Consider the following 19,401-nt stretch of genomic DNA (forward strand, 5'->3'; position numbering starts at 1 on the left):
ATACAGACGAAAGGGGATCAGCATGATTCACGCGGTTCAACTGAGCAAGATATACGGCGAAAAAAGAGCCGTCGACCAGATCGACTTCACTGTTGTGCCAGGGAAAGTCACGGGGTTTCTCGGACCAAACGGTGCTGGAAAATCGACGACGATGCGGATGGTGACCGGGTTGGCTCGCCCCACTTCCGGATCTGTCACTGTCAACGGGCGGCGCTATGTTGATTTCGCGGCCCCGCTTTTTGAGGTAGGCGCCCTGCTCGACGCGCGATCCGCCCACAAACGACGGTCCGCGTACAAGCATCTACTGACCCTCGCGGCAACCCACCGCATCCCCCGGGCACGTGTGCACGAAGTGATGGGGATAACCGGGATCGAGGACGTCGCTCACAAGCGCGTGGGCGGTTTTTCGCTCGGCATGACTCAGCGTCTCGGCATCGCGAGCGCGCTGCTCGGCGACCCCGAGACGGTCATTTTCGATGAGCCAATCAATGGGCTCGACCCAGACGGCATCATGTGGATCCGTGAACTTCTGCGCTGCATGGCGCGCGAGGGGCGTACGGTGCTGCTGTCGTCCCATCTCATGAGCGAGATGGCACACACGGCTGACGAACTCATTGTCATCGGACGCGGGCGCATCCTCGCGAACGGCCCACTGCAGAGCGTGGTGGGATCAGTAACAACGACCTCAGTTCGTGTACGCACTCACAATCCTGAGCGCTTGTGTTCGTTGCTGAGCACCAGCGCGAGGTCAGTCATTTCGCACACCGACGGCGCGATTGAGGTGACGGGGCTCAGCGCCGAGCAGATTGCCAGCGCTGCGTCGAACGCCGGCATTGTGCTTCACGAGGTGGTCACACACTCCGGCTCGTTGGAAGATGCCTATCTTGCGCTAACCGCGGGAGCTGTCGAGTACGAGTCCCATAATCTCACATCAGATGGAGCACGATAATGCACGCGAATGCAACGCCAGTTGGCCGGTTGCCCCGTCCGGAGGAGTCTGGATTCTCGGATCTCATGATGTCCGAGTGGATCAAACTCATCACCTTGCCTTCGACGTGGGGTGCGCTCATCGGCATGATCCTCTTGGGCATCGTGGGCGCGGTGTTATCGGGGTTTCGATATTTTGAACTGAGCGTCATCCGAGAGCCAGACGTTGCGCTTACCATGTATGACGTCACTATGGTTGCCGGGGCGCTGTGCCCGGTGTTTGTCGGGATCATCGGCGTGATATCTCTCGGTGCAGAGTATTCCTCCGGCTCGGCGCAGTCGACCTTTCTTGCGACGCCAAGGCGGTTGCAGGTACTTGCGGCGAAGGCGACAGTCCTGTTCGCCACGGTTGCCGTCGCAGCAGCTGTCATGATTTTTGGTGCATGGAGCGCGTCCTATCCGCTCTATGCACGGTTTGGCCTGGAAGCGCCCCTGAGTAGTGAAGTACTCAGCGCGTTGCTCGGCGTCGTGTTCTATCTCGCGCTCGTCTCGGTGTTTGGGCTCGGTATTGCAGCGCTCGTGCGGTCGACGACCGCCGGCGCGATCATCATCTTCACGGCAACGTTCCTGGTTCCCGGGATCTCTACGATGCTGCCCCCCGGGCTAACTTCGACGCTCATTCGTGCCGCAGTCATTGGTAACGGCGGATTTTCGATGGTCGCGTACCCAATCAGCGACGCACCGTTCTGGAACACGCAAGGCTATTTGAGCCCTACTGCTGGATACTTGATCGTGATTGTTTGGACCCTTATCGCGGTCGTCGCGGGTGCGATCGCGCTCAGGAGGAGGGGTGTGTAAGTGCACGAGTCTCCGAGGCAGGAACCATGAGCTCGGCCGCGTCGGCTGAGCGACGCAGGGCGCTGCTCGACACGGCACTCATCGGGGCGTACCTTCTCGGCGCAACCTTCTTCATTACCCTGTCGCTTGCACAGCCTCACGTCACGCCGGTGCCAGGCATGGTCGCTGTCACGCTCGCCTGTGCTGCAACATTAGTGGTCCGCCGCCGCCGGCCGCGGCTCGCGACGGTCAGCGCGATGCTACTCGTGCCGGTGGGCGCGCTGATCGGTACCGGGTGGGAAGCCTCGATTCTGCTTGTTTTCGTTGTCATGGCAGCGTTGACCCAGACCGCAAGGCACGCGTGGCAGGTGTTCGCTGCGGCTCTCGCTGTCTCGCTCATTACCGCTGCGCTTCTCGCCTGGCGACAGAGCCTCGGATATGCGCTTCTGGGACGCACCCCGGCGCCCGTCGACAGCATTCCATCGGCGTCTCTGTCGTTTGCTTTCTTGCTCGGGATACCGCTCGTCTTTTCACTGCTCATTTCGCTGAATATTGCGCATCGGCGGCGCTATATCGCGTCGCTCGTGGCCCAAGCAGAGCAAGCCCGGAGAGAGCAAGCTCAGCGTGCGAGCCTTGCGCGAGCCGAAGAACGCGAAAACATCTCACGCGAGATGCATGACGTCATTGCCCACAGTCTCGCCGTGATGATTGCACTTGCTGATGGCGCCGAAAGCGTGTCATTGACCGACCCTGCCGAGGCACGTCGTGCCGTAAATCGAATTGCCGAAACCGGGAGACGCACGTTCGGCGAAGTTCGCAGGCTCCTGGGGTCGGTGAGCGAAGACATTGATCACGCACACGCCAGACCCGGGATGGGGCAGATTCCAGCGCTTGTGGATGAATTCCGTGCGGCAGGCCTCCCGATTTCTCTTTCACTCAACGCTTCTGCAGGTATCGATGGTGCGCTCAGCCTCACGATCTACCGAATTATTCAGGAGTCACTGACCAACACCTTGCGGCACGCGCGACAAGTTCGAGACGTGACCGTCGACATTGCGGAAGGCCCGGAAGTCATTCGAATTGAGGTGACCGACTTTTCGGAGGGTGCCGGCACCACATCACAACCAGGGCGGGGCCTCGTCGGCATTCGAGAACGAGCGGTGCTCTATGCTGGGTCCGTTGAGGCTGGCCCACACGCGGCAGGTGGCTGGCGCGTGGCGGTGGTCTTGCCCACGGAAGAGGTGTGAGTCCAGATGAGCGATCGCATTAGGGTACTGCTCGTCGATGACCAGGAACTGATTCGCTACGGTCTCCGGCTGGTCATCGATGCGAAACCTGACCTGCAGGTCGTAGGGGAAGCCTCTGACGGAGATGAGGCGGTAGAAGCCGCCGTGCGTCTGCTCCCCGACGTGATTCTCATGGACGTGCGCATGAGAAACATGAACGGGATCGACGCGACGAGAGAAATCATTCGTGTGCGACCACAGAGCCGTGTTCTGGTGCTCACGACCTACGACAATGACGACTTCGCCTTCGGCGCATTACAGGCCGGAGCGGCTGGCTTCCTGTTGAAAAATGCGCACCCTGATGAGCTCACGGCCGCAATCCGCACGGTCTACGCGGGAGATGCCGTGGTGTCGCCTCGCGTGACCGCGAAACTCATCGAGCTCGCGGTGGATCAGCTTGCGGCTCCGACTTCTCCGGCACCGGCCGCGGCAGAGGCTCTGCACGTGCTGAGCGATCGTGAGCGCGAGGTGTTTGCGCTCGTCGCGCAGGGGCTCTCCAACCGAGAGATCGCAGGCGCGCTATTCGTGAGCGAATCGACCGTTAAGGCGCATTTCGGTCGCATTCTTTCCAAGTTGCAGCTGGCGAGTCGGGTACAGGCCGTCGTTCTTGCGTATGAGATTGGCGTCGTCGGGCGATAGCCCGCAGCCACGCTGCGTCGGCAGTCCCCAACCGGCTGACTCCAGAACCCCCACCTGTCAGCTCATGATTTCACCGGCGCACGGGTCAGTTTTGATCAGGTGGTAGTTCACCCGAATCGTATAAGGGTTCATTATGCGGCAGGCCTGTACCCATCAGCCCGCCTGGCGTCAGAGATGGCTGCCGATGTCGAGTGTCGCAACTCACCTGGGGCAACCGAGGCACCAGATTTCGGAATCGGCTCACGGGCACGCGCTCCATAACAAAGCACCTCGGATCTCGGATCCCGGGGTGACATCTCAGCTCTTGCGAGATAGCGTGCAAGTATGAACACCATTCACATCGGCATGTTTCGACTGTTCGGGGCCCTCGCACTTGCCGGCGCAGTCGGTGTGGCTCCCACCGGTGTGTCAGTTCCCGCCATGGCGTCGCCCACGCAGTCGGCAGCAGTCGTGACCGAGTCGCAAAGCCACGGTGACCTGGAGGCCGCGATACTCACGGTGACCTCTGGTTATCCCGCTCACACGTCGTCTTCGGATCTGTTGCCGCCCGACTCTGCTGATCCACTTGAGTGGTGCAAGACCCATGGAGTCGACGATTGCTCTGACATTCGCACTTACTTGGCGTCGATGCCTCGCCCAACACCGTGGGACCAAGACCGTCACGCCGAATTGATTGCACTCTTCCAGAACCACGCATTCGAGGACGAGACCGACGACGAGCTCCAGAAGTCGTCGCTCGTACCCACCTGCCCTCCGGGAACCGTGTTCGTTGAGGCCTACCAATATCGCGTATCAAGCTTCGGCATCCCGCTCAAGGGAGCCTGCAAGGTCATCGGTTCGCCCGACCGCCCCGGCTCGGTCCCTTTGTGGGAAGACGACGAGTTAGACGGACTTTCCGAGCAGGCTTCCTCAGAGGATCTGCCAGAGGAGAAGGAAGTGCATGCTTTCGATATCGCAAAGGAATGCATTGCCACGCTCGGCCTCGACCCGGAAGGCCGCGAAGCCGTGACCATGCAGCACTGCCCGGAGGACGCTATCGGAGGCAGCACACTGGATCCATCTCGATCCATTCCGCGGTACGTCGTTCCCGTGCCTTCCGATTCTCCAATTCTCCTTCATCTGTGTGTGTTGACACATCCGGCGGAAGTCAGCGGATCAGCCGATGCCTGTGACGAGCCCGCGAATGCAGGCGAGGCCAACATTTCCACCGCTTCGCTGATGACTTCACGCAGCCCCGGAGAGCTGGTTGATGGGGACGGCTTGGTTGCATTGAACGGCACGATTCTGGATCCGGAACTTGAGGTTCAAGATGGGCACGCGCATGTGGCATTGCCAGCGCTAGGGCTCGGGGTGCATTATGTGCAGGTTGAGTTCACTGCTGATGGCCTCTCAACGAGCGTTGAAGTGCTCATCGACGCACAGAACCTCTTGACCAGCGAGATTGTGCCGGAGGGCGACCTCCTCACCGATTCAGGCGAACCGCCAGAGCCGTCGGCGGGTGACGCGGCAGTAAACTCCCCCGTGCTGCTGTATTCGCTCACGGGATTGTTCTCGATCGCACTGCTGATCACCCTATGGATGCTCGTCTCAGCGAAGGTCGTCGGGCGCCGGTATTGAGACCAGCACCGCGGTGGATCCGTCGACAGGAGCACGAAGCCGTGAACGACTTCACACTCCCTGCTGCTACCGCTTCCGCTGACACCTCGGGCAGAAGTGCGACGAGCGCCCCGCGAGGGTGATCTTACGGATCGGAGTGTCGCAGCGCGGGCACGGCACCCCGATGCGCCCGTAGGCATTGAGCGAGTGCGCGAAGTACCCGGCCTGCCCGTTCACGTTCACGTATTGCGCGTCGAAGCTCGTGCCACCCTCGGCAAGGGCCTGGGCGAACACCTCGCGGGTCCGCCCGAGCAACTCGCGCGCCTTCCGCACGCTGAGCAGCGATGCCGGAGTTCCAGGGTGCAGCCGCGCCCGCCACAGTGCCTCATCGGCGTAAATATTGCCGATGCCGCTCACTAAGGTCTGATCGAGCAGCGCCACCTTCACCGCGCTGCGACGCGCGCGCAGGCCCTGCACGAACGCAGCATCGTCGAACGCCGGGTCGAGTGGATCGCGCGCAATGTGCAGCGCTTGGCCGGGTATCGCGGCGAGATCCGTGCCGGTTCCGCCGGGCTTTCCGTCTGGGGTCGGCACCAACGTGTCGATCGCAAGCGAGCCAAAGAGACGCTGGTCAGCAAAATCGAGCCGCAGCTCGCCGTGCGTCGGGTGCGAAATCCACAGGTGGATCCGCATAAATCGATCATCGGGTGCCTCGTGCGCGCGCAGCAGCAGCTGACCACTCATACCGAGGTGCGCGAGTAAGGCCTCGCCGGCACCGCCGAGCGGCACCCACAGGAACTTGCCGCGCCGCGCGGGAGCTCCGAGCACCGCCCCGGTGAGGCGTCGCTCAAAGTCGGCGGCGCGAAGGGCACCGGATTCAGCATCGAGGCTGACCCCGTGGCGCCCCACCCCCGCAGCATCCACACCGCCAAGTGGCAGGTGTCGCTTGAGAGCGCGCGGATCCACCACCTCGACCGCGACAACCCGTGCACCGGTGATCGCCGGCGCGAGGCCCGCACGAACCACCTCGACCTCAGGAAGCTCCGGCACGGGTTACTTGCCTGGCTGCTTGCGCTTCTTCTGAGAGGCCGAAGACGCCGGTGTGCCGTTGCCCGCGCGCAACTGCTCAACGGCGTGACGCGCGGCGGCGAGCTCGGCGACCTTCTTGCTCGTGCCGTTCCCCTCGCCGACCACTCCCGCGATCTCGACCCGCGCGGTGTAGCGGCGGTCGTGATCCGGGCCATCGCCGATCGTCTCGTACGGCGGGTGGGGCAGGCCACGGGCGGCCGCCTCCTCTTGCAGCGAGGTCTTCGGGTCGAGCGCGACGGTGAAGCGTTCAGGGTCTGCGAGCAGGGGCTCAATCAGGCCGAGCACGAACGCCGAAGCAACCTCCGTGTTCGTCGAGAGATAGACCGCGCCGATGATTGCCTCGACAGTGTCAGCGAGGATCGAATCCTTCTGCCTACCGCCAGTGCGCTCCTCGCCGACGCCGAGCTTCACCTCAGCACCCAGCCCGATGCTTCGCGCTACCTCGGCGAGCGCGACGCTCGACACGAGTGCCGCCCGACGCTTCGCGAGTTCACCTTCGCTGAGCTCGGGGTAATCGGTGTACAACTTCACCGTGACCGCCTGGCCCAGGATCGCATCGCCCAAAAACTCCAGGCGCTCGTTGTGCGGCGCTCCGCCGTGCTCGTAAGCCCACGAGCGGTGCGTGAGCGCGAGCTCGAGAAGCTCCGGGGTCACGGCTACGTCGAACCGCGCAAGAAAGCCGTCGGGGCCGCCCTCAGGCGAGCCCGACGGCTCAGCTTGCAGCTGCTCGGTGCCGTGCAGAGGTTGATCTGCGTGCACGCGAGGCTGCTTAAACGTCAGCGACCTTGCGGCCCTTGTACTCAAGGAACAACGGGGTGCCGTTTGAATCCTCAACTACGCGAGCGCGGTGCGCCAGGCTGTAGACGGTGCGACCGTTTTCAACGGTCTTGACCAGCTTTGGCGCTTCGGCCTTCCACGCCGAACGGCGGTGGCGGGTGTTCGAGCGCGACATCTTACGCTTGGGAACAGCCATGATGCTCTCTTTCCTACTTGCTTCCAGGATCGGTGTGCCGATCCACGTCATTATTTTCGGCCAGCAAACCGGCCAGCGCCGCCCAACGGGGGTCTAACGGCGCATCGGTCTCGGCTGCAGCTTTGGCATCACGCACCTCACCGGACTCGGGGTCGAGCCCCGCGCAGTCCGGGCGACACACAGGCTGGAACGGAAGTGCAAGCACTACCGCGTCTCGGAGCGGGGGTTCAAGATCCACGTGATCACCGTGAACCCCATACTCGTCGGCCTCCGTAGGAGTATACGCGAAAAGTTCCTGGAATTCGACTTCGAACGGAGCGGTGAACTGCTCAAGGCACCGCCCACACTCCGCGTGCATCGTGGTGAACACGCGAGCCGAGGCCAAAATGCCCTCGTGCACGGATTCAAGCCGCACTTCCAGGTCAAGCGATTCGCCTTCGGGAATCTTCGCTAGCGACTCTCCGAATCCCTCGGGAACGGCGAAAGTGCGCTCGCGCTCGCGCATTTCCCCCGGGCGGTTCATGATGTCGCGAACGTTCTCTTGGTACTGGCGCATGCTACTCACTGCACCAGCCTAACCGCTGACTCCTCGGCGCAGTCTGAACGTGAGACTTCCGTCAGTGTGCGCCAGGCCGGCGGCGAATGAGGTGCGGGCTGCTACTCACATCGAGCTCGACGATACCCAAATAGGCCTTCACGAACTCCGTGAAGGAGGAGAAACCGAGTTCCCGTTCCTGAAACGACGGATCCATGCGCAGCATCTGATTCTTCACGTCGGAGGCCCGCTGCCATTCCTCATCGGTCTTCGTCTCGAGAAGCAGCAGCGCCTTGCGCAGCAGAGGCCCGGGTCGACGCCGATGCGCTGCGTCGGACTTTGCTGCCTCTGGCGCTGGGCGATCCACCACCGGCTGCTCGACCACGTCAGCACTGCCTCTCTCAGCCTCATCGCGCGTTGGAATCTCGGCCTCAACCTCGTCAAGGTCGGAGTCTTCATCGGTGAGCAGCGCGTCGTAGTCGGCGTACTCATCGCACGCACCCGCGAGGATTCGACTCGTGCCTCCAGCCACGCCGATGCCCACGACGTAACGCCCCATACGGCGGGTCTTCTGCACGAGCGGTACGAAATCAGAATCCCCCGCAACGATCACGACGTGCGTGACATCATCGAGCACAAACAGATCTTCCATCGCGTCGACCGCGAGGCGGATATCCGCTCCGTTCTTCCGTCGCACGCTCAGCGGAAACATCTGCACGAGGTCGGCTGCCCTCGCCGTCAGATCGTCACGATACGAGGCGTTGACCGGGTGCGACCAATCTGCGTAGGCGCGGCACACCGCGAGCGCACCGAAAGTTGCCGCGTAGTCGAGCACCGCGTCAATGCTCACGTTCGCGGCACGAAGGCGATCCCGCACCTCAGGGGTCATTGCCTCGCGGCCCGCAGCCCCGGGAAAATCGCGCCGGAACGCCTGGCGGCCATTGATCTGGTCGTAACGCGAGATGACGATGTTGTCGAAATCGAAGTAAACGGCGACCCGCGGTTCGCGCGACATGGCCGCGCCGTAACTGCCGCGCACGCTAGGCGGGGCGTGCCGTAGCGAGGTAGTTCGCGACCGCCTGAGGCACATAGGGCGAGACGTCGCCCCCCAGCGCAGCCACCTGACGCACGAGCGAACTCGAGACGTGCGCGTGACCTGGCTCGGGCAGCAAGAAGATCGTCTCAACACCTGCGAGGCTGCGGTTCATCAGAACCATCGGCGTCTCGTAGGCGACATCGATCTGCGAGCGGATGCCCTTCACGAGCACGGTCGCTCCCACCTCGGTGCAGTAATCAACGAGGAGCCCCACCGACCACGATGCCACCGTGATCTTGCCCGCGGGCATCGCGGGATCGTCATCAATCGCTTTCTGAATCAGGTTCATGCGCTCCGAGATTGGCAGCATTGCGTTCTTGCCGGGGTTGTGTACCACCAGCACGTGCACCTGATCGAAGATCGCGGTGGCTCGACGAATCACGTCGAGATGCCCGAGGGTTACAGGGTCAAACGAACCGGGCACAACCGCGATACTGCTCATACGATAAGCCTACGGGGTGCGCCCCGGGGAAGCCCGAAAATCACCGAAGATGTCTGCTCTACGACTTCGCCAGATTGTCGAGCGCTCGCAAATCGGCCTCCCGCTCGAGTGTCTCCCGCAGCAATGGCGCGGTTTCCAGGTGTGGATCGCGTCGCAGCAGCTCCGCTGCCACCTCCCGCGCGTGCACAATCAGCTCGCCGTGCTCGGCCACGCGCAAGAGCTTCAACGTTGATCGCCCGCCTGACTGCGCCGTTCCCAGGATATCGCCCTCGCGGCGCAGCTCGAGGTCGATCTCGGCCAACGCGAACCCATCGGTGCTGGCTGCGACCGCGGCAATCCGCTCGCGCGCGTGGCTCGCCTCCTCCGCACCAGTGAGCAGCAGGCACAGACCCGGGTGCTCACCGCGACCCACACGACCGCGCAGCTGATGCAACTGCGACACCCCGAACCGATCGGCGTCGCGCACAATCATCGTCGAGGCGTTCGGCACGTTCACCCCCACCTCGATCACGGTGGTAGCGACAAGCACGTCGACCTCGCCGGCCGCGAAGGCCCGCATCACCCGGTCCTTCTCGTCCGCTTTCATCGCACCGGTCAGTGCGGCGAGGCGCAGTCCCGCGAAGTCGGGTCGCGCGGCAAGCTCTTGCAGGGTCTGTTCCACGCTTGCGAGGGTCTTTGGGTCGGGGGCGGATCGCGATCCACCCCCAGAATCTGACTCTGACGCGAAATCAGCATCACCCTCTTCGCGTGTGCCCGCGGCGATCGCCGGACACACAACGTAGACCTGCCGCCCCTTGGCCACCTCCTCAGTGGCGCGCACCCAGGCGCGCTCCGCCCATCCGGGTTTCTCGAACACAGGCACCACGAAGGTCTCGATGGGTTGACGACCCGGGGGCAGGTCGCGCATGGTGGAGGTCTCGAGGTCGCCGAAAGCGGTGAGCGCGACCGTGCGCGGGATTGGGGTGGCCGTCATCGCAAGCACGTGCGGCTCGTTGCCCTTCTGACGCAGCGCCTCGCGCTGCTCGACCCCGAACCGGTGCTGCTCGTCGATTACCGCGAGCCCGAGATCGTAGAAGCTGACGTGCTCACTGATAAGTGCATGTGTGCCGACCACGATGCGGGCCGACCCGCTCGCGATCGCCAGGAGCGCCTTGCGCCGCTCGGCGACGGGCATCTTGCTCGTGAGGAGAACAGGGTGCAGCCGCTCGGTGAGCGCGGGACCGAGCGCCTCAGTGACACTGCGAAAGTGCTGGCCGGCAAGCACTTCGGTGGGGGCGAGCATCGCACTCTGGCCATCGCCCTCGGCGACCTGCAGCATGGCTCGGAGCGCCACGATGGTCTTGCCCGAGCCCACCTCGCCCTGCAGTAACCGGTGCATCGGGTGTGGGCGCGCGAGCTCGCGTGAGATCACCTCGCCCGACTCACGCTGCCCGGCGGTGAGTGCGAACGGCAGTCCGGCATCGAACATATCGAGCAGTCCGCCGGAGATCCTGGGGCGGCTCGTGCTCGGAGCCTCGCCGAGCCTTCTCCTGCGGTCAAGCAGCCCGAGCTGCAAGTCAAACGCCTCGCGAAACCGCATACTGTCTCGCGCCAATTTCCAGTCTGCAGGCCGTTCTGGGCGGTGAATCAGTTCAAGCGCCACGCCCAACTTGATGGCGGCGCCTGCCTCGCGCACCTCGGGGGGCAGCGGATCCGCCACCGTGAGTTGTGGGTCGAGCGCATCGAGCGCCATCTCGACCGCCTTCTGGATCACCCAGCTCGCAACCTTCGCCGAAGCCGGGTAGATGGGCACCGGGCGCTCGGCGAAGGCACGGGCCGCGGCTTCGTCAAACTTGTCGGTTTTCGCCTCCAGTTGCCCCGGTTCTTCGCCAGGAAAGCCATTCGCCACAGCCTCCTCACGATCAGCAAAGAGCTGGTAATCGGGGTGCTGCAGTTGCAACTGACCCATGTACTCGCTGACCTTGCCGGCGAAGATGCCGCGCACTCCAGCGTGTAGGTCGGCAGCTCGCCACGGCTGGTTGAAGAAGGTGAGTTGCAGCGTACCCACACCATCAGTAATGCGCACCTCGAGCAGGCTACCGCCGCGGCGCTGCATCGAGCGCTGGCGCACATCGAGCACCTGCGCCAGCACCGTAATGTGTTCGCCGACAGGGAGGCCCACGAGCGGGGTCAACTCTCCGCGGTTGGAGTATCGGCGCGGAAAATGCCAGAGCAGGTCGCGCACCGTCTGCATCTCGAAGGCCTTCTCCAGGCCCTTCGCAGTGCGCCCGCCGACGACACCATCGAGGCGCGTGTCGAGGGTGATGGTGCTCATGCACCCAGGCTAGCGCCTGGCGCCCACACGATCGCCAGGACCCCCAGGACCGCCAGGACCGCCGCTATGACCACCCTAAACACGATCGCAGAGATCGCCCCGATGACCACGATCACCCAGTCGGTACACTTTGCAGCCTGCCCATTCTCCTCCGGGTAGCCTAGAAAGATGCTTTGGAAGCGGTATCGGTGGATCTCCTTGCTAGCGCTTCCGCTGGGGGCTGTGGTTGGGGTGGTTTTCATGTTCAGCACCACCCTGCTGTCGGGTGCTCCAGTCAACCCGATGCGTTACCTCCCCACATTAGTATTGGGTTCACTCTTCGGAGGGGCTGCAGCGACCATGGCCACACTCGGCGGTTTTCTCTGTTTGCGCCGATGGGACCGAAACCTGCAGGAGCATCCCAGCCAACGAGTGTGGCTCGGCTCCATCGGCTCCGCAATAGGAACGCTCGTGTGCTTTGGTTTGCTTGGCCTGTACTTTGCGATTGATTCGAGAAGCACGAGCGTGCTGATGTTGTTCGTTCCGATTGGGCTGATCGCAGGCGCGTGTGCGGGTGTTCTCGCGGGTGTCGCGGTCAGCCTCGCGGAACGCGCGGCCGGAGAGGCACAGCAGCGTCATTCGGCGTGAGCCGACATCGTGGCCGATACCCTGAGTACGTGACCAGAATTATCGCGGGCGTGGCCGGGTCTATACGACTCGAAGTGCCAAAGTCGGGCACGCGCCCCACCACCGACCGGGTGCGCGAGGCGATCTTCTCTACCCTGGGGTCGTGGGGTCTCGAAAGTGGATCCCGCGTGCTCGACCTCTACGCAGGTTCGGGCGCCCTCGGGCTCGAGGCGGCGAGTCGCGGCGCCAGCGAGGTCGTCCTCGTTGAGAAGCACCCCCAGTCCGCCCAGGTGGCGGCGCGAAACGCGAAGACAATATCTGCGTCGTTCTCTCAGGGGCAAGCACCCCGAGTGACGGTCGCGCGCCAGTCAGTGCAGGGGTTCCTCGATGGCGCGGATCCAGTGGTGAAATGGGACGTCGTGATGCTGGATCCGCCCTACGATCTGGGGGAAACGGAGCTGAGCGCGAATCTGTCTGCCATCGTGCCACTCCTCGCCGAAGACTCCGTCGTTCTCGTGGAACGAAGCAGTCGCTCCCCTGAACCCACCTGGCCTTCAGGACTCGTCCGCATCAAGGAGAAGCGTTACGGCGAGACCGCTCTGTGGTGGGCAGAACTCGCATAGTGAAAACGCATCGCGTTTTGCGAGTTCTGCCGCCGAAAGGCGGCTCGCATAGTGAAAACGCATCGCGTTTTGCGAGTTCTGCCGCTCCAACTCATCCACCGGCCACATCATTCACGCTCGAGTGGACGACCGTGCAGGGTTCCGGCCTTCCGAAGCCCGCACGGGCGTCATCCTCAAACCACCGACCCCGCCGATCACGCTCCGGTGGACATCCTCGCAGGGTTCCGAGCGCCTGAAGCCTGCGCGAGCGTCCGCCGGAATGACTCAAGCTTCGGCGAGGGTCAACGTCACCCCCATGACCGCTCCGGTCCCCCCTCAGGTGGACATTCGCGCAGGGTTTCGAACCACCGAAGCCTGCGCGAGCGTCCACTCGACGACCACGCTCGGCCGCGAGAACGCGAAACCGGCCCGCGCCTGCCGAAGCTGACGGGGCCGGTTCACGCACAGGTCACACGACAACTGCGAAGCGTGCGACGCGTGCGACCTGTGCGACGCGACAGAAACTAGCGCGGCAACAGGGTGTACTTCGTAGAAAGGAACTCGTGGATCCCTTCGAAGCCGCCCTCACGGCCAAGGCCCGACTGCTTGATGCCTCCGAAGGGGGCAGCAGCGTTTGACACGATACCGGTGTTCAGGCCCATCATGCCGGTTTCGAGCTTCTCGATCATGCGGTGGCCGCGGTGGATGTTCTCGGTGAACACGTAGCTGACCAGACCGTACTCGGTGTTGTTCGCGATTTCGACCGCTTCGTCTTCGGTCGAGAAACGGATGATGCCGAGTACCGGCCCGAAGATCTCTTCGCGCATGATTGCCGACTGTGGGCTGAGGTTGTCGATAACTGTGGGCTGGAAGAAGTGGCCCGGCCCATCGATTGACTCGCCGCCGGTGACAATGGTGGCGCCGGTTTCGACTGCGTCAGCGACAAGGCGCGCGGTGTTGGACACGGCCTTGTCATCGACGAGTGCACCGATGTCATTGCCCTCTTCGGCGCCGCGACCGATAGTCATCTGCGCGACGCGCTCGCCAACGCGACGAGCGAACTCATCGGCAACGGACTCGTGCACAATGATGCGGTTCGCCGCAGTACATGCCTGCCCGATGTTGCGGAACTTCGCGAGCAGCGCACCCTCGACCGCACGATCAAGATCGGCGTCTTCGAACACGACGAACGGGGCGTTGCCGCCGAGCTCCATCGAGGTGCGCAGCACGTTCTGCGCAGCAGCTTCAAGCAGCTTCACGCCGACAGGAGTGGAGCCCGTGAACGAGAGCTTGCGCAACCGGGTGTCGCTGAGCAGCGCGCTCGACTGAGCGCTCGACTTCGAGGTCGGTACTACGTTCACCACGCCGGCGGGCAGACCCGCCTCTTCGAGCAACTGCGCGAAGAAAATCGTGGTGAGCGGCGTGAGAGCTGCGGGCTTGATCACGACGGTGCAACCAGCGGCGAGCGCCGGAGCGATCTTCCGCGTAGCCATTGCGAGCGGGAAGTTCCAGGGGGTGATGAAGTAGGTCGGACCCACAGGAATGTGCGAGACGACCATGTGGCCGGTGCCCTCGGGGTTCTCGCGGTAGTCGCCGCGCACGCGGACGGCCTCCTCTGAGAACCAACGGAGGAACTCGCCGCCATAGTTCACCTCGCCACGCGCCTCGGCGATGGGCTTGCCCATCTCCATGCTCATGAGCAGCGCGAAGTCTTCCTTGCGCTCCATGAGCAGATCGAAGGCGCGACGCAAGATGTTCGAGCGCTCACGCGACGGGGTTGCGGCCCAGGCATCCTGAGCCGCGACGGCTGCGTCGAGAGCGCGCACAGCATCCTCGACCGTTGCGTCGGCGATCTCCTTGATGGTCTCGCCGGTAGCCGGATCCTGCACCCCGAAGGTTGCCCCGGTGGCTGAGGGCTGCCAGGTGCCGCCGATGCCGAGACCCGACTGCACGCGGTCCAGTAGTTCTTTCTCGTTGGGCTTCAATGCCATGATGCGTTTCCTTTCGTGAGCGGGGCTCGAACGTTCGCCGTTCGAGCCCCGCATTTCAGTAGATCAGAGGTGGATCAGGCCGAGGCCTTGAGCGCATCTGCGACGACCTGCAGGCCCTCGCGCAGAAGCTCGTCACCGATCGACAACGGAGGCAGGAAGCGGATCACGTTGCCGTAGGTGCCGCAGGTGAGGAGGATCACGCCATGCTCCCCGGCAAACTTGGCGATCGCACCGGTCAGCGCCGCGTTGGGCTTGTTGCTGCCCGACTCGACGAGCTCAACCGCCTTCATCGCGCCGCGACCGCGGATGTCTCCGATCCGATCGTCACTCTTCTGCAGCTCAGTGAAGAACTCATCGATGATCGCGCCGATCTCGCGAGCACGCTCCGCAAGGTTCTCGGCCTGGTAGGTTTCGATCGTCGCGAGCGCAGCCGCACACGCAATGGGGCTGCCTGCGTAGGTGCCCCCGAGGCCACCGGCATGAGCGGAGTCCATGATCTCGGCTCGACCGGTGACGGCCGACAGAGGCAGTCCACCCGCGATGCCCTTTGCAGTGGTCACGAGGTCTGCGACAACACCCTCGTGATTCGCGGCGAAGAGATCGCCGGTACGAGCGAACCCGGTCTGCACTTCGTCAAGGATGAAGACGACGTTGTTCTGGGTTGCCCACTCGCTCAGCGCGGGAAGGAAGCCTTCCGCCGGAGCGATGAACCCGCCCTCGCCCTGGATGGGCTCAATGATGATCGCGGCAAGGTTCGATGCACCGATCTGCTTTTCGATCTGGGTCAGCGCAATCTCGGCAGCCTCAGCACCCGACAAACCGTCACGGAACGGGTACGACGCGGGAACACGGTATACCTCGGGTGCGAACGGACCGAAGCCATCCTTGTACGGGATGTTCTTGGCGGTCATGCCCATGGTGAGGTTCGTGCGCCCGTGGTAAGCATGGTCGAATACGACGACGGCGTTGCGCTTGGTGTAGTGGCGAGCGATCTTGATCGCGTTCTCGACGGCCTCAGCACCCGAGTTGAACAGTGCGGAACGCTTCTCGTGATCACCGGGGATGATCTCGTTGAGCTTCTCGGCAACCGCGACGTATCCCTCGTACGGGGTGACGGTGAAGCATGTGTGGGTGAACTGCTGCACTTGGTTCACAACTGCTTCGACGACCGCGGGAGCAGAGTTGCCGACACCGGTGACCGCGATGCCAGAACCCAAATCGATGAGTGAGTTGCCATCGGCATCGACCATCACGCCGCCGCCAGCAGCCACGATGGAGACGGGAAGCGCCACGCCTACGCCTGAAGCAACGGCCGCGTTCTTGCGCGCCATAAGCTCCTGCGACTTAGGGCCGGGGATAGCGGTGACAAGCTTGCGCTCCTGGGGCAGCGAGGGGCCGCCGTGAAGTGTGACATCTGACATCGAAACTTCTCCTTCTGTGCTTGCGCTGCCGGAGCAGTCGCGATGATTCGATCCTCAGCAACGACGCCGGTGATCCTGCACTCAGCATAGGCTCGCATTGATCACCCACAATTTGCCACTATGGTGATTCGAATGAGATAGTTTCGCCAATGTGGCAAACTCCGTGCTGTTGCGAATCATCCCCGAGGAGGCACTCATGAACATCCCCGCCCTCCCCGTGCACCCCGCGATCGAACTGGGAACCCTGATCCGGCAGTACCCGCTCGGCCTGGTGCTGATTGCCGGCAGTTCTGAGGAGGGGCCTGAGACGACGGCTGGACTCCCGGTGCAGTGGGTGCATGGCAGCGACATTCTCGATCCCACTCCGTTTCTCACCCCGCGAACGGTTCTCCTCACGACCGGAACGCAGTTCTCCGCGAACCTTACAGGGGAGGCCGCGACCGCCTACGTGGAGCGATTGCTCTCAGCTGGAGTGACAGCGCTTGGCTTCGGGGTCGGGATCGTCTGGGAGCGCACCCCGCCCCTTCTCATAGAAGCATGCGAGAAACTGCGGCTCCCCCTCTTTCGCGTCCCCTACGAGACTCCGTTCATCGCCATCGTGCAGACAGCGGCCAGGCTCCTCGATGCCCAGTCGCACGCTCGAGACGCCTGGGCTCTCGAGTCGCAGCGCGCAGTGGCAAGCGCGGCGCTGCAGCGCGACGGCATCGCCGCTGCGGTGCGCGAGGCCGCCTCGCGCCTGGGCAGGTGGGTCGCTATTGCCGACCGCACCGGCAGGCTGATCGACTTCGCCCCGCGCACCGAGCGCAACCCCACCCAGGCCGAGTGGATCCGCCGCGAGTCGCGCGAGCTCATCGAACGCGGCACTCGCGCCAGCCGGGTGAGAAGCATGGCAGATGAATCGATCCACTTGCAAACGCTCGGCCGCAGCGGCCACCTGCTGGGCGTACTGGTGACCCCATCGAGCACGACTCCCGATCATGCCGAGCGCACCCTCATCGGACTCGTGGCCTCACTCGCGACGGTGCAACTGGAGCATCGCACCGGGCTCGGTGAGGCCGAAGTTGCGCTGAGATCGGCCGTAGTACAACTGCTACTCGCGGGCGAGACCGAGCTCGCCGAACGGGTCGCCCGCGGAGTACTCTCGCGTCTCCCCCGCGGCCGAGTGGCGGCGGTGCGTATCGACCGCGTTGCCGACTTCGGTGCGACGCTCACCGAGGACCTCCGCTCACTCGCCGGCAGCAGCGCGGGGCTCCTCACCGCACCCTTCGGCGCGGGCGCAGTACTCATCTGCGACGCGACGCTCGTCGCGTCCGTGCGACGCGTGCTGGTGGATCACCACGTGCCCGCTGGTGTGAGCGCTCGCGGGTCGCTCGACGACCTGGCCGAACTCATCGAGCAGGCTGAACTTGCCCTTGAACGCGCGACGGCGCCAGGCCGAGCGAGCGATACCGCGCCAGGCCCAGTCGACTACCAACCAAGCATGCACGCGGGGCTCTTCGACCTACTCGCGGCTGAGCCGGAGGCGCGGCGACGCGCACTCGGGCTTCTGGCCCCGCTCCGCCAGCACGACCAGCGGCACGGTGACGCGATCGCGCACAGTCTCGAGGTATGGCTCGCTCACCACGGTCAAACCAGCCCCGCCGCCGCCGCGTTGGGGGTGCACCGGCACACGCTGCGCACGCGCATTCAGACCGCCGCAAGTTTGGTAGAGCGCGATCTAGACGACCCGGGAACCCGAGCAGAGCTCTGGGCCGCGCTGCGGTTCGCCGCGGGTTCCTGAACCATCACCACACACACAAACACACACGCACCGACACCGACACCGACACCGCATGCTGGCAGCCCAGTCGCGGCATCACGACCCTCGGTGGGCACTAGTGGTTCCCTCCCGAGTGACGAAAGAGCAACTAGTGCCCATCCGCGAGCAGTGGTGCTTCGATTACATAGGGGTCCCACCCGCGCGGCTCATACGGCGATCCGCCCACGAGAAGTCGACCGCCGGCGTGCGTCTTAACCACCTCACCGATCACACGAAACCCCTCAGGAATCTCTGTGGCCGCCACGGCCGGGAACGTGGCAAGAAGCCCGTGATCCTCGCCACCCGTGAGCATCGCTTCCAGAGACACGACCTCACCGCGCTGCAGGCCGAAGTGCGCGGCGAGCAGGTCCGGGTCAAGCGCCAGGTTGACCCCACTCGCGCGAGCGAGCCTGGCCGCGTCGAGCGACAACCCGTCTGACACGTCGAGCATCGCGGTCGCACCCGCTTCGGCGGCAGCCATTCCCAGGTGGATCGGCGGACTTGGAGCGAGGTGCGCAGCCAGCGCAGCGGGGTGCTCAGATTTCAGCGCTGCAAGCTCCGGGCTGAGACCAGCGGCAGCACCACGATTCTCGGTCAGCGCCGACTTGTTGGCCGCAGATTCTTTGCGGCGCACTGGTTCGCTCAATGCTGATGCTTCAAGCCCGAACAGCGCGGCGAGACCGATTCCCGAAAGGCCCAGATCGCCCGCATACGCCACCACGTCGCCGGGACGCGCGCCGGAACGTAGCACCGGGCTGCGACCCTCCAGATCACCGAGCGCAGTGATCGCCGCGGTTAACACTGGAGCGCGGCCCAGGTCGCCGCCTACGACTCCGCAGCCCGGGGCGAGTTTCGCGCACGCAGCGTCAAGGCCCTTCGCGATCTCGGTGAGCAGCAGGATGGGAGTATCGCGAGGGCATGCCAAGGCAACGGTCAGGGCCGTTGGTCGCGCACCCATTGCGGCGACGTCAGACAGGTTAGTTGCGGCAAGTTTCCAGCCGAGATCATAGCCGGGGTGCCACGCGAGCCGGAAGTCGGGGCCCTCGATCATCGTGTCGGTCGTGACCACGGTATCGCCCCGACTCGTGAGCACCGCCGCGTCGTCTCCGGGACCCAACGCCGCTGCCCGGGCCGGGCGTAATTGAGCAAGGATCGCAGCGAGGGCCCCCGACTCGCGGGCCTCACCCACGGTTTGGCCGAGATCCACTGTCTGCTGCGTACCCATGCCCACAAACCTACCGCCGCCGGT

18 protein-coding genes are annotated in these 19,401 nt (G+C 63.9%); 8 read left to right on the forward strand and 10 right to left on the reverse strand.

Annotation, left to right across the window (positions count from 1 at the left end):
- The first annotated feature begins 22 nt into the window (after positions 1–22).
- The 5 genes from ACTNFJ_RS06825 (at position 23) to ACTNFJ_RS06845 (ending at position 5,306) form a co-directional block, all read left to right on the forward strand.
- On the forward strand, positions 23–949 hold the full coding sequence (locus ACTNFJ_RS06825; protein ID WP_435905656.1) for an ATP-binding cassette domain-containing protein: 927 nt from the start codon (positions 23–25) through the stop codon (positions 947–949).
- Positions 949–1,785: an ABC-2 transporter permease family protein gene (locus tag ACTNFJ_RS06830; RefSeq protein ID WP_435905657.1), complete on the forward strand. Its 837-nt coding sequence runs from the start codon at positions 949–951 to the stop codon at positions 1,783–1,785. Before ACTNFJ_RS06825 ends, ACTNFJ_RS06830 begins: the two co-directional genes overlap by 1 nt.
- A gap of 26 nt (positions 1,786–1,811) precedes the next feature.
- Positions 1,812–3,011 (forward strand): sensor histidine kinase, encoded by a 1,200-nt coding sequence (locus tag ACTNFJ_RS06835; protein WP_435905658.1) that lies wholly within the window; start codon positions 1,812–1,814, stop codon positions 3,009–3,011.
- Positions 3,012–3,017: 6 nt separating this feature from the next.
- Positions 3,018–3,689: a response regulator gene (locus tag ACTNFJ_RS06840; RefSeq protein ID WP_435905659.1), complete on the forward strand. Its 672-nt coding sequence runs from the start codon at positions 3,018–3,020 to the stop codon at positions 3,687–3,689.
- Positions 3,690–4,013: 324 nt separating this feature from the next.
- Positions 4,014–5,306, forward strand: a complete 1,293-nt coding sequence (locus tag ACTNFJ_RS06845) for a hypothetical protein (protein ID WP_435905660.1) — start codon at positions 4,014–4,016, stop codon at positions 5,304–5,306.
- A 66-nt stretch (positions 5,307–5,372) separates the two neighbouring features.
- Here ACTNFJ_RS06845 and mutM read toward each other — a convergent pair whose 3' ends face one another.
- The 7 genes from mutM to ACTNFJ_RS06880 form a co-directional block, all read right to left on the reverse strand.
- Positions 5,373–6,335, reverse strand: coding sequence for a bifunctional DNA-formamidopyrimidine glycosylase/DNA-(apurinic or apyrimidinic site) lyase (gene mutM, locus ACTNFJ_RS06850; protein ID WP_435905661.1), 963 nt, complete (start codon positions 6,333–6,335; stop codon positions 5,373–5,375).
- Between the two features lie 3 nt (positions 6,336–6,338).
- Entirely contained in the window at positions 6,339–7,097 is a 759-nt protein-coding gene (rnc, locus tag ACTNFJ_RS06855) for a ribonuclease III (RefSeq protein ID WP_435905839.1), read from the reverse strand.
- A gap of 46 nt (positions 7,098–7,143) precedes the next feature.
- The gene (gene rpmF / locus ACTNFJ_RS06860; RefSeq protein WP_433645851.1) at positions 7,144–7,347 is read right to left on the reverse strand and encodes a 50S ribosomal protein L32; all 204 of its coding nucleotides are present in this window, start codon (positions 7,345–7,347) and stop codon (positions 7,144–7,146) included.
- A gap of 13 nt (positions 7,348–7,360) precedes the next feature.
- A complete protein-coding gene (locus tag ACTNFJ_RS06865) occupies positions 7,361–7,903 on the reverse strand; it encodes a YceD family protein (RefSeq protein ID WP_435905840.1) in 543 nt (180 codons plus the stop codon).
- 61 nt (positions 7,904–7,964) lie between these two features.
- A complete protein-coding gene (locus ACTNFJ_RS06870; RefSeq protein ID WP_435905662.1) occupies positions 7,965–8,897 on the reverse strand; it encodes an NYN domain-containing protein in 933 nt (310 codons plus the stop codon).
- Positions 8,898–8,922: 25 nt separating this feature from the next.
- Entirely contained in the window at positions 8,923–9,420 is a 498-nt protein-coding gene (gene coaD, locus ACTNFJ_RS06875) for a pantetheine-phosphate adenylyltransferase (RefSeq protein WP_435905663.1), read from the reverse strand.
- Positions 9,421–9,478: 58 nt separating this feature from the next.
- Positions 9,479–11,734, reverse strand: a complete 2,256-nt coding sequence (locus ACTNFJ_RS06880; RefSeq protein ID WP_435905664.1) for an ATP-dependent DNA helicase RecG — start codon at positions 11,732–11,734, stop codon at positions 9,479–9,481.
- 240 nt (positions 11,735–11,974) lie between these two features.
- Here ACTNFJ_RS06880 and ACTNFJ_RS06885 point away from each other — a divergent pair, with 240 nt between their 5' ends.
- Both ACTNFJ_RS06885 and rsmD read left to right on the forward strand, forming a co-directional pair.
- Complete coding sequence (locus tag ACTNFJ_RS06885) at positions 11,975–12,361, forward strand: hypothetical protein (RefSeq protein ID WP_435905665.1); 387 nt, start codon at positions 11,975–11,977, stop codon at positions 12,359–12,361.
- A gap of 29 nt (positions 12,362–12,390) precedes the next feature.
- Complete coding sequence (rsmD, locus tag ACTNFJ_RS06890) at positions 12,391–12,963, forward strand: 16S rRNA (guanine(966)-N(2))-methyltransferase RsmD (protein ID WP_435905666.1); 573 nt, start codon at positions 12,391–12,393, stop codon at positions 12,961–12,963.
- Positions 12,964–13,466: 503 nt separating this feature from the next.
- On the opposite strand, the gene ACTNFJ_RS06895 is transcribed toward rsmD, so the two are convergent.
- Together ACTNFJ_RS06895 and gabT are read right to left on the reverse strand one after the other, a co-directional pair.
- Positions 13,467–14,933: an NAD-dependent succinate-semialdehyde dehydrogenase gene (locus ACTNFJ_RS06895; protein WP_435905667.1), complete on the reverse strand. Its 1,467-nt coding sequence runs from the start codon at positions 14,931–14,933 to the stop codon at positions 13,467–13,469.
- Positions 14,934–15,007: 74 nt separating this feature from the next.
- Positions 15,008–16,354 carry a 4-aminobutyrate--2-oxoglutarate transaminase gene (gene gabT, locus ACTNFJ_RS06900; protein WP_435905668.1) on the reverse strand — a complete coding sequence of 449 codons (1,347 nt, stop codon included), beginning with the start codon at positions 16,352–16,354 and terminating at the stop codon, positions 15,008–15,010.
- Between the two features lie 196 nt (positions 16,355–16,550).
- Between gabT and ACTNFJ_RS06905 the strand changes: the two genes are divergently transcribed.
- Complete coding sequence (locus ACTNFJ_RS06905; protein WP_444711769.1) at positions 16,551–18,134, forward strand: PucR family transcriptional regulator; 1,584 nt, start codon at positions 16,551–16,553, stop codon at positions 18,132–18,134.
- Positions 18,135–18,261: 127 nt separating this feature from the next.
- Here ACTNFJ_RS06905 and thiL read toward each other — a convergent pair whose 3' ends face one another.
- Positions 18,262–19,377: a thiamine-phosphate kinase gene (gene thiL / locus ACTNFJ_RS06910; RefSeq protein WP_435905670.1), complete on the reverse strand. Its 1,116-nt coding sequence runs from the start codon at positions 19,375–19,377 to the stop codon at positions 18,262–18,264.
- Between the last annotated feature and the right edge of the window lie 24 nt (positions 19,378–19,401).

Origin of the sequence: Leucobacter shiyiweii, assembly GCF_052446065.1 — a bacterium.
In the GTDB taxonomy this organism is placed as follows: Bacteria; Actinomycetota; Actinomycetes; order Actinomycetales; family Microbacteriaceae; genus Leucobacter.